This window comes from Streptomyces sp. NPDC057877, from assembly GCF_042796855.1.
Classification (GTDB): Bacteria; Actinomycetota; Actinomycetes; order Streptomycetales; family Streptomycetaceae; genus Streptomyces.
The window spans coordinates 444948-459225 of the sequence record NZ_JBHVMS010000008.1; the positions used below are offsets into that span (position 1 = coordinate 444948).

General features: G+C 70.9%; 11 protein-coding genes and 1 tRNA gene. 8 read left to right on the forward strand and 4 right to left on the reverse strand.

Annotated elements, in window-relative coordinates; translation table 11 throughout:
• The first annotated feature begins 22 nt into the window (after positions 1 to 22).
• The 7 genes from ACFVQG_RS26220 (at position 23) to ACFVQG_RS26250 (ending at position 8022) form a co-directional block, all read left to right on the forward strand.
• Positions 23 to 688 (forward strand): transglycosylase family protein, encoded by a 666-nt coding sequence (locus ACFVQG_RS26220; RefSeq protein ID WP_383387910.1) that lies wholly within the window; start codon positions 23 to 25, stop codon positions 686 to 688.
• Positions 689 to 1096: 408 nt separating this feature from the next.
• On the forward strand, positions 1097 to 2377 hold the full coding sequence (gene eno, locus ACFVQG_RS26225; RefSeq protein ID WP_383387912.1) for a phosphopyruvate hydratase: 1281 nt from the start codon (positions 1097 to 1099) through the stop codon (positions 2375 to 2377).
• Positions 2378 to 2460: 83 nt separating this feature from the next.
• Positions 2461 to 2937 (forward strand): septum formation initiator family protein, encoded by a 477-nt coding sequence (locus ACFVQG_RS26230; protein ID WP_383387914.1) that lies wholly within the window; start codon positions 2461 to 2463, stop codon positions 2935 to 2937.
• Positions 2938 to 3126: 189 nt separating this feature from the next.
• On the forward strand, positions 3127 to 3663 hold the full coding sequence (locus ACFVQG_RS26235; RefSeq protein ID WP_383387916.1) for a DUF501 domain-containing protein: 537 nt from the start codon (positions 3127 to 3129) through the stop codon (positions 3661 to 3663).
• The gene (locus ACFVQG_RS26240; RefSeq protein WP_383387918.1) at positions 3660 to 4601 is read left to right on the forward strand and encodes an exopolyphosphatase; all 942 of its coding nucleotides are present in this window, start codon (positions 3660 to 3662) and stop codon (positions 4599 to 4601) included. The genes ACFVQG_RS26235 and ACFVQG_RS26240 overlap by 4 nt, the downstream gene beginning before the upstream one ends.
• A gap of 420 nt (positions 4602 to 5021) precedes the next feature.
• Positions 5022 to 6416: an NAD(P)/FAD-dependent oxidoreductase gene (locus tag ACFVQG_RS26245; protein ID WP_383387920.1), complete on the forward strand. Its 1395-nt coding sequence runs from the start codon at positions 5022 to 5024 to the stop codon at positions 6414 to 6416.
• 316 nt (positions 6417 to 6732) lie between these two features.
• Entirely contained in the window at positions 6733 to 8022 is a 1290-nt protein-coding gene (locus tag ACFVQG_RS26250; protein WP_383387922.1) for a class I SAM-dependent methyltransferase, read from the forward strand.
• A 48-nt stretch (positions 8023 to 8070) separates the two neighbouring features.
• On the opposite strand, the gene ACFVQG_RS26255 is transcribed toward ACFVQG_RS26250, so the two are convergent.
• Together ACFVQG_RS26255 and ACFVQG_RS26260 are read right to left on the reverse strand one after the other, a co-directional pair.
• Positions 8071 to 10599 carry an ABC transporter permease gene (locus tag ACFVQG_RS26255; protein ID WP_383387924.1) on the reverse strand — a complete coding sequence of 843 codons (2529 nt, stop codon included), beginning with the start codon at positions 10597 to 10599 and terminating at the stop codon, positions 8071 to 8073.
• A 157-nt stretch (positions 10600 to 10756) separates the two neighbouring features.
• The gene (locus ACFVQG_RS26260; protein ID WP_383387926.1) at positions 10757 to 11527 is read right to left on the reverse strand and encodes an ABC transporter ATP-binding protein; all 771 of its coding nucleotides are present in this window, start codon (positions 11525 to 11527) and stop codon (positions 10757 to 10759) included.
• Between the two features lie 460 nt (positions 11528 to 11987).
• On the opposite strand from ACFVQG_RS26260, the gene ACFVQG_RS26265 reads away from it, so the two are divergent.
• Positions 11988 to 12071: transfer RNA gene (locus ACFVQG_RS26265), tRNA-Leu, on the forward strand.
• A gap of 442 nt (positions 12072 to 12513) precedes the next feature.
• Here ACFVQG_RS26265 and ACFVQG_RS26270 read toward each other — a convergent pair.
• Together ACFVQG_RS26270 and ACFVQG_RS26275 are read right to left on the reverse strand one after the other, a co-directional pair.
• The gene (locus ACFVQG_RS26270) at positions 12514 to 13902 is read right to left on the reverse strand and encodes a 4Fe-4S binding protein (RefSeq protein ID WP_383387928.1); all 1389 of its coding nucleotides are present in this window, start codon (positions 13900 to 13902) and stop codon (positions 12514 to 12516) included.
• Complete coding sequence (locus ACFVQG_RS26275) at positions 13899 to 14273, reverse strand: hypothetical protein (protein ID WP_383387930.1); 375 nt, start codon at positions 14271 to 14273, stop codon at positions 13899 to 13901. The genes ACFVQG_RS26270 and ACFVQG_RS26275 overlap by 4 nt, the downstream gene beginning before the upstream one ends.
• Between the last annotated feature and the right edge of the window lie 5 nt (positions 14274 to 14278).

Here is a 14278-nt window from a genome sequence, read left to right on the forward strand (position 1 = left end):
GCGTCGGTGAGGGGATCCAACCATGCTGTTTTCCGGCAAGGGCAAGCACCGCCGTCCGTCCAAGACCGTTCGCGCCATCGCCGCCGTCGGCGTCACCGGCGCCGCCGCCGTCGCCGCCCCGCTGATGGCCGCGGGCACCGCCTCCGCCGCCACCGCCTCCGAGTGGGACACGGTCGCCCAGTGCGAGTCCGGCGGCAACTGGTCCATCAACACCGGCAACGGCTACTACGGCGGTCTCCAGTTCTCCGCCTCCACCTGGGCCGCCTTCGGCGGTACGCAGTACGCGTCCACCGCCGACCAGGCCAGCAAGGCGCAGCAGATAGAGATCGCCGAGAAGGTCCTCGCGGGCCAGGGCAAGGGCGCCTGGCCGGTCTGCGGCACGGGCCTGTCGGACACCCCGTACAGCGGTGGTTCGTCGGCCGCCGACACCAGCACCCGCGAGACCGAGCAGCAGAGCACCTCCCGCTCCGCCGAGCGTCCGGCCGCGAAGCAGACGGTCACCACTCCGACAGGCGACAAGGTCAAGAAGGGTGACGGCGAGTACAAGGTCGTCAAGGGCGACACCCTCAGCACGATCGCCGAGGACCACGACGTCAAGGGCGGCTGGGCGAAGCTGTTCGAGCTGAACAAGGACATCGTCGAGGACGCCGACCTCATCTACCCGGGTCAGCAGCTGCACCTCAAGTAAGCCTGCCCCGTCAGACCCCCCGCCCCGGCGCGTGTACCCCCGTACGCGTCGGGGCGGGGCATTTTCGGCGCGGGTCCACCTGGCACTCGGCGCGGGTGCATCTGGCACTCGGTGCGGGTCGACCTGGCACTCGGTGCGGGTCGACCTGGCGCTCGGCGCGGGTCCTCCTGGAACCCGGCGCGGGCCCACCCGTAACCCGGCGCGGGCCCGGACCGGGTTCACCCGGTTTCCGGCGCGGGTTCGCCCGATCCTCTGCGCTAGGCTTTGTTCCGTTCGGAAACAATTAACTGCCGGTTCTGTCCAACGGGTGGCCGGACGGCTGGCCGATCGCCCGAAGCCGGTTAGGCTCATGACGCAGCACCCACCGCGGTACTGCTGACCCGCGTCACATCCAAGAAGGAGATGCTCGTGCCGTCCATCGACGTCGTCGTAGCCCGGGAAATCCTGGACTCCCGAGGCAATCCCACGGTCGAGGTCGAGGTCGGCCTCGACGACGGCAGCACGGGTCGTGCCGCCGTCCCGTCCGGCGCCTCGACGGGTGCCTTCGAGGCCATCGAGCTGCGCGACGGTGACCCGAACCGCTACCAGGGCAAGGGTGTCGAGAAGGCCGTCCTCGCCGTCATCGAGCAGATCGGCCCGGAGCTGGTCGGCTACGACGCCACCGAGCAGCGCCTGATCGACCAGGCCATGTTCGACCTGGACGCCACCGACAACAAGGGCTCCCTCGGCGCCAACGCCATCCTCGGCGTCTCCCTCGCCGTCGCCCACGCCGCCTCCGAGGCCAGCGACCTCCCCCTCTTCCGCTACCTGGGCGGCCCGAACGCGCACCTGCTGCCGGTGCCGATGATGAACATCCTGAACGGCGGCTCGCACGCCGACTCCAACGTGGACATCCAGGAGTTCATGATCGCGCCGATCGGCGCGGAGTCCTTCTCCGAGGCGCTGCGCTGGGGCACCGAGGTCTACCACACCCTCAAGAAGGTGCTGAAGGGCAAGGGCCTGGCCACCGGCCTCGGCGACGAGGGCGGCTTCGCCCCGAACCTCGGCTCCAACCGCGAGGCCCTCGACCTCATCCTCGAGGCGATCAAGGAGGCCGGTTACACCCCCGGCGAGCAGATCGCCCTGGCGCTCGACGTCGCCGCGTCCGAGTTCTACAAGGACGGCGTGTACGTCTTCGAGGGCAAGGAGCGCACGGCCGCCGAGATGACGGACTACTACGCCGAGCTGGTCGACGCGTACCCGCTGGTCTCCATCGAGGACCCGCTGTTCGAGGACGACTGGGCGGGCTGGCAGACCATCACCGAGAAGCTCGGTGACAAGGTCCAGCTCGTCGGCGACGACCTGTTCGTCACCAACCCCGAGCGCCTCGCCCGCGGCATCGAGGACGGCGCCGCCAACGCGCTGCTCGTCAAGGTCAACCAGATCGGCTCGCTGACCGAGACCCTGGACGCCGTCGAGCTGGCCCAGCGCAACGGCTTCAAGTGCATGATGTCCCACCGCTCCGGCGAGACCGAGGACGTCACCATCGCGGACCTCGCCGTCGCCACCAACTGCGGCCAGATCAAGACCGGCGCCCCGGCCCGCTCCGAGCGCGTCGCCAAGTACAACCAGCTGCTGCGCATCGAGGAGATCCTCGACGACGCCGCGGTGTACGCCGGTCGCTCGGCCTTCCCCCGCTTCAAGGGCTGAGGCCTAGCCAGTCGTACGTACGTCCCCGTACCCGGTCCCGTACCGTGTGCGGGGACGTACGCGTGTGACACGGGAGGCGGGACATGGCCGTGAAGGACCGGGACCGGTTCTCCACCACGACCAGACTGCGGCTGCTCGGCGAGCAGACGGCGGCCCGTGTCTACCGCTCACAGACCCGGCGCCAGGCCCGCCGCTCCCGCCTCACCGGCCGCGCGGCGCTGCTCGCCCTGGTCGTCTGCTCGCTGATCGTCGCCCTCGCCTACCCGATAAGGCAGTACGTCGCCCAGCGGGCCGAGATCGCCGACCTGGAGCGGCAGAAGCAGCAGGCCAGGGAGCGGGTCGAGCAGTTGCGCGACCAGAAGGCGCGGTGGCAGGACGACGCGTACGCCGAGCAGCAGATCCGGCAGCGGCTGCACTACGTGATGCCCGGGGAGACCGGTTACGTCGTGATCGACCCGGACGGCGCCAAGCGGACCCGCACCGACCTGGGCGCGGCCGACCGCCCCTGGTACTCGAACGTCTGGGACGGGGTCGACAAGTCCGACGCCGCCGACCACTGAGACCGCATTCCGCATTTCGCAGACCGCAGATCGTAGACCGGATCCCGCAGACCGCAGACCGCAGACCGCAGACCGCAGACCGCAGACCGCAGACCGCAGACCGCAGACCGCAGACCGCAGACCGTACCGCGCAGATCGTAGACCGCAGGCAGACCGCAGGCAGACCGTAGAAGGACTCGTAGAACTCGTATGGAAACGCCCCCGCCGCCCACCCCCCGCACCGAGCCCACCGACGCGGACGTGGAGGCCTTCAAGCAGCAGCTCGGGCGGCCGCCGCGCGGACTGCGCGCGATCGCGCACCGCTGCCCGTGCGGACAGCCGGACGTGGTGGAGACGGCGCCGCGGCTGCCCGACGGCACGCCGTTCCCGACGCTGTACTACCTGACCTGCCCGAAGGCGGCGTCGGCCATCGGCACCCTTGAGGCCGACGGCGTGATGAAGGAGATGACCGCCCGGCTGGCGAGCGACCCGGAGCTGGCCGCCGCCTACCGTGCCGCGCACGAGGACTACATCCGGCGCCGGGACGAGATCGAGGAGCTGACGGGCTTCCCGAGCGCGGGCGGCATGCCCGACCGGGTGAAGTGCCTGCACGTCCTGGTCGCCCACTCGCTGGCCGCCGGGCCCGGGGTGAACCCGCTGGGCGACGAGGCGCTGGCGATGCTGCCGGAGTGGTGGCGCAAGGGCGCCTGCGTGACGACGGTGACGAACGAGGAGGTCGGCCAGTGACCCGTGTCGCCGCCATCGACTGCGGTACGAACTCCATCCGGCTGCTGGTCGCCGACTGCGACCCGGCGACCGGTGAACTGACCGATCTGGACCGCCGTATGACGATCGTACGGCTCGGTCAGGGCGTCGACCGGACGGGCAGGCTGGCGCCGGAGGCGCTGGAGCGGACCTTCGCGGCCTGCCGCGAGTACGCGGCGGTCATCAAGGAGCACGGCGCCGAGCGGCTCCGCTTCGTCGCCACCTCCGCCTCCCGGGACGCGGAGAACCGGGACGAGTTCGTGCGCGGGGTGCTGGACATCCTGGGTGTCGAGCCGGAGGTGATCAGCGGCGACCAGGAGGCGGAGTTCTCCTTCACCGGCGCGACCCGCGAGCTGGCGGGGCGTACGGACCTGACGCCGCCCTACCTGGTGGTGGACATCGGCGGCGGCTCGACCGAGTTCGTCGTCGGCGAGGAGCACGTGCGCGCGGCGCGCTCGGTGGACGTGGGCTGTGTGCGGATGACCGAGCGGCATCTGGTGCGCGACGGCGAGGTGTCCGACCCGCCGACGGAGGAACAGATCGCGGCGATGCGGGCCGACATCGTGGCCGCCCTCGACCTCGCCGAGGAACGGGTGCCGCTGCGCGAGGCGCACACGCTGGTCGGTCTCGCCGGGTCGGTGACGACGGTGTCGGCGATCGCGCAGGAGCTGCCCGAGTACGACTCGGCGGCCATCCACCACTCCCGTGTCCCGCGCGCCAGGGTCCGCGAGATCACCGACTGGCTGCTGCGCTCCACGCACGCCGAGCGGGCCGCCGTACCGTCGATGCACCCGGGCCGGGTGGACGTGATCGCCGCGGGGGCGCTCGTACTGCTCACGATCATGGAGCGGATCGGCGCTGAGGAGGTCGTCGTGAGCGAGCACGACATTCTTGACGGCATCGGCTGGTCCTTGGTCTGAGGCCGCGCGAACCCTCGGTTGAGCAGGATGAACGGCGTCTGAGCGTGCCGGAGGGCTCGGTTCCGGCCCTCCGGTGACACCGTGTCGGAAAAGTTCGTGAAGTTCTTCACAAGGAATTGGGCCCGCAGGAGGGACCGCAAGGGCTGAGGGGGGCATTCAGGTGCCCCGAACGGCCCTTGGCGGGGGGTGGGGTGGTGGAGTATGAGCCGCCCGCGAGGGTCTTGCCGCTCGCCGGTCCAGGGCCGGTTCCGACCCGATACGGCAGCTCACGCGGCATTGACAACGCCCCGCCCCGCACCCTGGTTCCCGGCCCGCGCCATGACCTCGATCACGTGGGCGGCGCAGTGTAGCAGAGGGCGGGTCGAAGCTTGTGAAGGGGCGCACGAGGTACCCCCCTGGGGCGGGTGGATACTCGATGCCATGAGCACCACGGAGCGTCCCAGGATCCTCGTAGTAGGCGGTGGGTACGTAGGCCTGTACGCAGCTCGGCGCATTCTCAAGAAGATGCGCTACGGCGAGGCGACCGTCACGGTCGTCGACCCCCGGTCGTACATGACCTACCAGCCCTTCCTCCCCGAAACCGCCGCCGGCAACATCTCCCCCCGGCACGTCGTCGTCCCGCTGCGACGCGTGCTGCCGAAGGCGGAGGTCCTCACCGGCCGGGTCACCACCATCGACCAGGACCGCAAGGTCGCCACGATCGCGCCGCTGGTCGGCGAGGCGTACGAGCTGCCGTTCGACTACCTGGTCATCGCGATGGGCGCCGTCTCCCGTACCTTCCCGATCCCCGGCCTCGCCGAGCAGGGCATCGGCATGAAGGGCATCGAGGAGGCCATCGGCCTGCGCAACCACGTCCTGGAGCAGCTCGACAAGGCCGACTCCACCACCGACGAGGAGATCCGCCGCAAGGCGCTCACCTTCGTGTTCGTCGGCGGCGGCTTCGCGGGCGCGGAGACCATCGGCGAGGTCGAGGACATGGCCCGCGACGCGGCCAAGTACTACAACAACGTCTCGCGCGAGGACATGCGGTTCATCCTCGTCGACGCCGCGGACAAGATCCTCCCCGAGGTCGGCCCGAAGCTGGGCGCCTACGGCAAGGAGCACCTGGAGAGCCGGGGCGTGGAGGTCTACCTCTCCACCTCGATGGACTCCTGCGTAGACGGCCACGTCCGGCTGAAGAACGGGTTGGAGGTCGACTCCAACACGATCGTGTGGACCGCGGGCGTCAAGCCCAACCCGGTCCTGTCCCGCTTCGGCCTGCCCCTCGGCCCCCGCGGTCACGTCGACTGCCAGCCGACGCTCCAGGTCACTGGCACCGACTACATCTGGGCCGCGGGCGACAACGCCCAGGTCCCGGACCTCGTCGGCCGCAAGGCGGGCAACCCGAACGCCTGGTGCCCGCCGAACGCCCAGCACGCCCTGCGCCAGGCCAAGGCCCTCGGCGACAACGTGATCTCCGGTATGCGGGGCTTCCCGCAGAAGGACTACAGCCACGCCAACAAGGGCGCGGTCGCGGGCCTCGGTCTGCACAAGGGCGTCGCGATGATCGTCTTCGGCAAGATGAAGATCAAGCTGCGCGGGCGGCTGGCGTGGTACATGCACCGTGGCTACCACGGCATGGCGATGCCGACCTTCAACCGCAAGATCCGCGTCTTCGCCGACTGGACCCTGGGCATGTTCCTCAAGCGCGAGGTCGTCGCCCTCGGCGCGCTGGAGTCCCCGCGCGAGGAGTTCTACGAGGCCGCGAAGCCCGCCCCGGCTCCGGCCGAGGCCGCTCCGATCCAGGCCGAGCAGCAGAAGGCCAAGGCCTCCTGACGCACCCCCGCTGAACACCCCGAAGGGGCCGCCCGCCATCCGTGGTGCGGGCGGCCCCTTCGGCGTGTCCGGGCGGTCGGGGATGACGCGACGGGTCCTGATGCCCGGTGCCGGGGGAGCCCCGGCCAGCGGCGTCAGCACGTCGGGACTTCCGTCCGGGCCCGTCTGCCCGGCGCCCGGAAGCGGGGTGACCCGGGGCGGCGCCGTACGCCGTATTTTGCACAGCCGTAACGGGCGTGGGGGACTGCCCCCCGGTCCCCGGAGTGTTTACGTGGGTGTTGGACATTCCGGGATCGCTGTCACGGAGGTGTGCGCCATGGTCGACGCCGCTTCGCGGCTGAAGGGGCTGCTAGAACAGGTACGGGGAGTTCCGCTCCCGGTACGCGTCCGCGCCTGGGACGGCTCGCAGGCGGGTCCGCCCGGCGCTGCGGTCCTCGTCGTGCGGAACCGACGCGCCCTGCGCCGACTGCTGTGGAAGCCGGGCGAACTGGGTCTGGCCCGTGCCTGGGTGGCCGGGGACCTCGACATCGAGGGGGATCTGTACGCCGCCCTCGACGCGCTGTCCGGAGAGATCTGGGAGCGGGACGACGACGCCCGCACGCTCGCCCAGGCGCTGCGCGAGCCGGAGGTGCGGTCCGCCGTACGCGGCCTGTTCCGGCTGGCCGGTCCCGGGCTGCCGCCCACGCCGCCCCCCGAGGAGGTCCGCCGCCGCGGCCATCTGCACACCCGCCGCTCCGACAGACGCGCGATCAGCCACCACTACGACGTCGGAAACGACTTCTACGAGATCGTCCTCGGCCCGTCCATGGTGTACTCCTGCGCCTACTGGGAGACCCCGGACGGATCCCTCGAAGCCGCCCAGCGCGACAAGCTGGAACTCGTCTCCCGCAAGCTGGCCCTCAGGCCCGGCCAGCGCCTCCTCGACGTCGGCTGCGGCTGGGGTTCGATGGCCATCCACGCCGCCCGGGAGCACGGCGTGAGCGTCGTCGGCATCACCCTCTCCCAGGAACAGGCGGCGTACGCCCGTAAGCGCGTCGCCGACGAGGGGCTGACGGACCGGGTCGAGATCCGGGTGCAGGACTACCGGGACGTGCGCGACGGGCCCTACGACGCGATCTCCTCCATCGGCATGGCCGAACACGTCGGCGCCGAACGCTACCTGGCCTACGCCGAGGACCTGAACGCCCTGCTCAGGCCCGGCGGACGCCTCCTCAACCACCAGATCGCCCGCCGTCCGCAGCGCGACGAGTCGTCGTACCACGTGAACGAGTTCATCGACGCCTACGTCTTCCCGGACGGCGAACTCGCCCCGCTCGGCACCACCGTCACCCAGCTGGAGCGCGCCGGTTTCGAGGTCCGGGACGTGGAGTCGATCCGGGAGCACTACGCCCTGACCCTGCGCCAGTGGGTGACCAACCTGACGGCGGACTGGCCGCGCGCCACGCGGCTCACCAGCCCCGGCCGGGCCCGCGTCTGGCTGCTGTACATGGCGGCCTCCGCGCTGGCCTTCGAGCACAACCGCATCGGCGTGAACCAGGTGCTGGCGGTCCGCACCCCGGACTCCGGCGACTCCGGACTGCCGCTGCGGACCCGCACCTGGAACTGACGGGCGGCGAAGGGCCCCGCCTCCGTGGCGAGGGGCGGGGCCCTGGCGCTACTCCGACTTGATCGCCGTCAGCATGTTCAGCCGCGCCGCCCGCCGCGCGGGCCACAGCGCCGCGAGCACGCCGACCGTGGCGGCCAGGAGGAGGAAGAGGGCCATCCGCGCCCACGGCAGGACGAGTTCGTACGTCGCCATGCGCGTCCCCAGCAGCTCACCGGCCGCCCAGCCGAAGAACACGCCGAGGCCGATGCCGAGCACGCCGCCGAACAGGGAGATCACCAGGGACTCCAGGCGGACCATGCGCTTGATGCCCCGCCGGTCCAGGCCGATGGCGCGCAGCATGCCGATCTCCTGGGCGCGTTCGAACACCGACATGGCGAGGGTGTTGATGACGCCGAGGACGGCGACGATCACCGCCATGGCGAGCAGGCCGTAGAGCATGTTCAGGATCAGGGTGAACATCTGCGCGATCTCCTTGGAGATGTCCTCCTTGTCCTGCACCTTGATCGCCGGGTTGTCGCCGAGCGCCTTCTCCAGCCGGTCCTTGGCGGCGCCCGAGGCGCCGTCGGCGGTCTTCACCAGGATCTGCATGTCGGCCGGGTCGGTCAGATGCGGGGTGAGGGCGGCGTTGTCGAGCAGGATGCCGCTGATCATCTCGTTGCCCTCGAAGACCCCGGCGACCGTGAGCTTCTGCCGCTCGCCGTCCTCGTAGGAGACGGTGAACGCGGAACCGGCCCGCCAGCCGTGCTGCTCGGCGGTGTCCTCGTCGACCACGATCCGGCCGCCGCCGACCTTGAAGGTGCCGTCCGCCACCGGCAGGTCGGTCAGCTTGCCGATGGTGTCGCCGGTGACGCCGGTCAGGTACTCGGTCTCGCCGCCGATCCGGGAGGCGGCGTTGCGCATCGGGCTGGTGGCGGTGACCCCCTCCGTGGCGTCGAGCTTCTCGGTGACGTCGGGGGAGAGCGCGTTGCCGTTCGCCATGAAGACGACGTAGTCCGCGCGGATCGACGACGCCGCCATCTTGTCGATGGCCTGCTGGAGGCTGCCCGCCATCACCGTCATCCCGGTGATCAGGGTGAGGCCGATCATCAGCGCGGAGGCGGTGGCGGCGGTACGGCGCGGATTGCGCACCGAGTTCTGCCGGGCCAGCTTCCCCGACACCCCGAAGACCCGCAGGACCGGGGCGGCCGCCGCGATCAGCGGGCGGGACAGCAGCGGGGTGAGGATGAAGACGCCGATGATGAGCAGGACGGCGCCGATGCCCATGGGGGCCTGGCCGTCCGCGCCGTCCATGGTGGTCGCGGCGAGGACGACGGCGACACCGGCGGCGGAGAAGAGGGCGCCGAGGGTGTTGCGCAGCACCAGCGACTTGGTGGTGGCCTGCGCGTGCACACTGCTCATCGCGGCGACCGGCGGGATCTTCGCGGCGCGGCGGCCGGGCAGCCAGGCGGCGAGCATTGTCACCAGGATGCCGACCGCGAGGGCGGTGCCGACCGTGCCGGGGGAGATCACCAGCGGGCCGTCGGGCACGGTCGCGCCCAGCGAGCCCATCAGGGAGCGCAGGCCGATGCCGATGCCGATGCCCGCGACCAGCCCGGCCACCGCGGCGACGGCGCCCACCACGAACGCCTCGATCAGCACCGACCGGGTGACCTGCCGCCGGGAGGCGCCGACGGCGCGCATCAGCGCCAGTTCCTTGGTGCGCTGGGCGACCAGCATGGTGAAGGTGTTGGCGATGATGAAGGTGCCGACGAAGAGTGCGATGCCCGCGAAGACCAGCAGGCCCTGCTTGAGCCCGCTCATCGACGCGGCGATCGTCTCGGCCTGCTCGTCGGCGAGTTCGGCGCCGGTGGTGGTCTTCACGACATCGCCGGGCAGCGCCTTGTCCAGCGCGGCCTTCAGCGCGGTCTGGCTGGTGCCCTCGGTGGCCGTGACGTCGATCTCGTCGTAGGTGCCGGGCTTGCCGAACAGCTTCTGCGCGGTCTCGGTGTCGAAGAGGGCGAGGCTGCCGCCCGCGGCGACATTGCCGTCATCGGTGGTGAAGACGCCGGTGATCCTCGGGTTGAGGACGGGCCCGTCGACGGACAGCCGTACGGTGTCGCCGACGCCGTAGCCGGTCCGCTTCGCGGTCTCGAAGTCGATGAGCACCTCGTCCGCCCCGCTGGGTGCCCGCCCGTCGACGAGCGGGTACCGCGGGTCGTCGTCGCCCCAGTAGTTCCCGCCCTGTGACTGGAACCCCTCGCCGATCAGCTCGCCGTCCTTGTCGGCGATGGCGGTGAAGCCGCGCACGACCCCGATCGCGGAGGCCGCGCCCGGCACCTCGGCGCTCTCGTCGAGCAGGTCCCGCGTCAGCTCTCGGCGCTTGCCGACCTGGTCGCCGCGGGCGTCCTGGTACTCCGGTTCCACGGCGACGTCGACCTGCTCGAAGCCCTTGGCGGAGCTGTTCTGGTAGGCGTCGGAGATGGTGTTGGTGAAGACCAGGGTCCCCGACACGAAGGCCACGCCGAGCATCACGGCGAGCACGGTCATCAGGAGCCGGGCCTTGTGCGCGAGGACATTGCGCAAGGCGGTTCGGAACATGGGTGATCTCAGTCCAGGTGGGTGGGGGAGACGAAGGCGTGACGGTGACTCAGCTGGCGCGGTGCGCGGGTGTGGGGCCGGTGGCTCGGGTGGTGCGGTGCGTGGGTGTGGGGCCGGTGGCTCGGTTGGCGCGGTGCCCGGGCATCGGGCCGTCGGGTCAGCTGGTGCGGCCCTTGGCGTCGAACTGCTTCATCCGGTCGAGCACGGCCTCCGCCGTAGGCTCGAACACCTCGTCGACGATGCGGCCGTCCGCGAGGAACACCACGCGGTCCGCGTACGCCGCCGCGACGGGGTCGTGGGTCACCATCACCACCGTCTGCCCCAGCTCGCGCACGGAGTTGCGCAGGAAGCCCAGCACCTCGGCGCCGGAGCGGGAGTCGAGGTTCCCGGTCGGTTCGTCGCCGAAGATGATGTCCGGCCGGGAGGCCAGCGCGCGGGCGACGGCGACGCGCTGCTGCTGCCCGCCGGAGAGCTGGGAGGGCCGGTGGCTCAACCGGTCCGCGAGGCCCACCATGGCGACGACGGTGTCCAGCCACTGCTTGTCCGGCTTGCGCCCGGCGATGTCCATCGGAAGGGTGATGTTCTCTATCGCGGTAAGCGTCGGCAGCAGGTTGAACGCCTGGAAGATGAACCCGATCTTGTCCCGGCGCAACTTGGTGAGCTGCTTGTCCTTCAGCGAGCCCAGCTCGGTGTCACCGATGCGCACGGACCCGGAGGAGAAGGTGTCCAGTCCGGCGACGCAGTGCATCAGCGTCGACTTCCCCGACCCCGAGGGCCCCATGATCGCGGTGAACTCGGCCTGCCGGAAGTCGACGGAGACCCGGTCGAGGGCGACCACCTGGGTCTCGCCCTGGCCGTAGATCTTCGACAGCTCCGTGGCGCGGGCGGCCACGGCGGTGGTCGGTTGGGCAAGGGATGCGGTGGTCACGGGAGGCACTCCTGTCGGGACGGCGGTTGCTGGACGATCGCTCGAAGCTTGCTGGGCGATTGCTCTGCCGCTGCTCGCTGGGACGCTTCCCATCGTCCCGGCCGTCCACCGCCGTGTAGTCACCCCCTGCTCGGGTTCCGAGGGCAGCCTGCGGTCGGACCCCGGCCCTCCGTGTCATACCTGGGGATGACCCCCGCCCCGGAGCGCGCCCGCCGCCGCGCCCCTGCGTACGCCCATGTCGAGAACGGGTGGAGCACCCCGGTCCTGACGGTGAAATTCCGTCATTCCGCACACACGACGGACCGTCACACGCAAAGCTATTGGCAAGTGCGGATGGCGCGTTCCCGGTGCTGATGCACCCTCAGGCATCAATAAAATAAGACAACATCGCTCCGCCCGCCCGCAGTTCGGGGGATGCCTCCCGATAGGCTCGGAGCGCTCGATGCGGAGCCCATGGCCTGCCCGGATGGTGGAATGCAGACACGGCGAGCTTAAACCTCGCTGCCCCTTCGCGGGCGTGCCGGTTCAAGTCCGGCTCCGGGCACCTCCACGTCTCGAGCGCCCGACCTGGTGACAAGGCCGGGTCGCGCGGTCACTCGTCCGTGTCGCTGGCGCACGGCAGCCCGACGGTGACGACGCAGATCGGCAAGCGGCGGAGTTCCTCCGCGAGGTCGTCAACACCGCGGGACAGGACTGGCCGCCCGGTTGGCTGAAGGACATGCGGATGATCGCTGCCCGGCCGGGGACGGGTCGCCGCACCGCTTCAGCCGTGTACGCGGCGGAACCGATCAACCACCGCACCGCCCCGGGGCACATCCCGGTCCTCCGCCACAGCTCCCGCCCCGGCCAGCGCATCAGCCGCCGCGGCAGCCTCCTCGTGCCCGGCGCCCCGGCCAGCGCATCAGCTCCCGCAGCCAGTAGACGTCACCGGCCTCGGCGGCCTGAACGGCGGGTGGACCGGGTTTCCGTCGGCGGCGGGTCCGGGTTCACATGCGGTGGGCCATCGGCAGCGCGAAGAGGTAGACGTTCAGCGCCCCGAAGACCAGCAGCAGCACGGCGTACGGCGCCAGGGTGGCCTTCGTCCGCGCGGCGGTCCCACCGGACCCGCGGGCGATCCGCCAGGCCGTGTACGCGGAGCCCGCCACACCGAGGGTGACCAGGGCGTACTGCATGACCTGGATGGTGCCGGTGGAGACCAGCGCGGTGGACGTGCCGTGGGAGTCGTGGCCCACCGCCGTGAGGGCCGTGTAGAACACCGACTTGCCCTCGGCCAGCAGGTGGAACAGGTTGTGCGCCAGGTGCCCGGCGACGTCCAGCGGGATCAGCGCGTACCCGAACCGGGTGAAGTTGCTCCAGAGCGTGCCGCCCGCCGTCCGCGACGCGACGAACGAGGCGGCGGCGAGCAGCGCGGCCGGGGCGGTGAGGGCCACCGCGAAGGCGGCGGTGAAGATGACGGCGTAGCTGGTGACGCCGAAGGTGTCGGAGATCCGGTCCAGGATGTCGTCCCACACCGAGAGCATCGTGACGTTCTGGATGAAGACGATGCCCATGATCGCCACGGCGAGGAAGGACTCCTCGATCTTCGGCCTGCGGACGAACCACAGCTCCTTGGTGGGCGGGCGCAGCGTCAGCGTGATGGCGTCGTTGGGGCAGTTCTTGACGCAGTTGGCGCACAGGTTGCAGTTGGCCGACGAGTCCATGGTGCGCGGGAACTCGAACAGCGGGCAGGCGGGCGCCGCAGTACCGCCGTTGTAGCACACCGCGCGGGCGGTGCAGGTGGCGCAGACAGCGGGGTCGGCGCGCAGCGCGACGGCCCCGGCGCGGGCGTAGTTGCCGGACAGGCCGCCCAGGAAGCACAGGTACCGGCAGAAGGTGCGGCGGGTGAAGAACGCGCCGGAGACGACCACGGCGGTGGTGAGCAGCAGGAGCAGCATCCCCGTGCCCCACGGCGACTCCACGACGCCGAAGACGTGGTCGGCCCAGGTGATGGCGATGAACTGGGCGTCGATGATCCAGATGCCGTACCGCTTGAGGAACCGGGGCACCGGCCGGTTGACGCCCACCAGCCGCTGCACCAGGTCGGAGAGCTTGCCGAACGGGCAGACGGTGCACCAGGCGCGGCCCACGGCGACGAACATCACCGGGATCAGCGGCCACCACAGCACCCAGACCAGGGCGGTGCCGAGGTTGTCGTGCGCGGTCTGGGGGCCCACCAGGAGCTGGTAGACGACGACGGCGAAGACCGCCATGGCCGCCCACTGCAGCGCCCCGGGGTACCAGCGGCTGCGGGCGACCGCGGCCACCGGCCGCAGCGTCAGGAGGTCGCGCCCGCGCGGCGGCGCGGGGGGAGGGGTGGGGGTGGGGGTGAGGGTCATCGCGTCGTTCCCTTCTCGTCGGTGCCGCCGTGTGCCCGCGCGTCCCGCGCGCGCGAGCGTCGGCGCACGACCGCCGCCGACACCAGGACCCCGGCGTTGACCGTGCCGAAGACGGTCAGGACGGCGGCCCGTGGGCGCTCGGTCTCGGGGGCGTCGTCATGCCCTGTGTGGTCGTCGGTGTGCGCGCTGTCCGTGCGCGCGTCCTTGAGGTCCCGCCAGCCGTCCTCGTCGTGCAGGCCGCCGGTGCTGTGGCTGTGCGGGGACGGGGACGGGGACGGCGGCGCGTCGGCCTGGGCCGTGGACGCGCCGAGGAGCGTGAGCGCCGGTACGGCCAGGGCGGCCACGGCGATCCGTACGAGAGCGGGTCTCATCAGGT

Bases quoted from the DNA above. Each gene is read 5' to 3' on its own strand.
- ACFVQG_RS26220 (WP_383387910.1), top strand. From the start codon at position 23: ATGCTGTTTTCCGGCAAGGGCAAGCACCGCCGTCCGTCCAAGACCGTT.
- ACFVQG_RS26230 (WP_383387914.1), top strand. From the start codon at position 2,461: ATGGCCGTGAAGGACCGGGACCGGTTCTCCACCACGACCAGACTGCGG.
- ACFVQG_RS26235 (WP_383387916.1), top strand. From the start codon at position 3,127: ATGGAAACGCCCCCGCCGCCCACCCCCCGCACCGAGCCCACCGACGCG.
- ACFVQG_RS26245 (WP_383387920.1), top strand. From the start codon at position 5,022: ATGAGCACCACGGAGCGTCCCAGGATCCTCGTAGTAGGCGGTGGGTAC.
- ACFVQG_RS26250 (WP_383387922.1), top strand. From the start codon at position 6,733: ATGGTCGACGCCGCTTCGCGGCTGAAGGGGCTGCTAGAACAGGTACGG.
- ACFVQG_RS26255 (WP_383387924.1), bottom strand. From the start codon at position 10,599: ATGTTCCGAACCGCCTTGCGCAATGTCCTCGCGCACAAGGCCCGGCTC.
- ACFVQG_RS26270 (WP_383387928.1), bottom strand. From the start codon at position 13,902: ATGACCCTCACCCCCACCCCCACCCCTCCCCCCGCGCCGCCGCGCGGG.
- ACFVQG_RS26275 (WP_383387930.1), bottom strand. From the start codon at position 14,273: ATGAGACCCGCTCTCGTACGGATCGCCGTGGCCGCCCTGGCCGTACCG.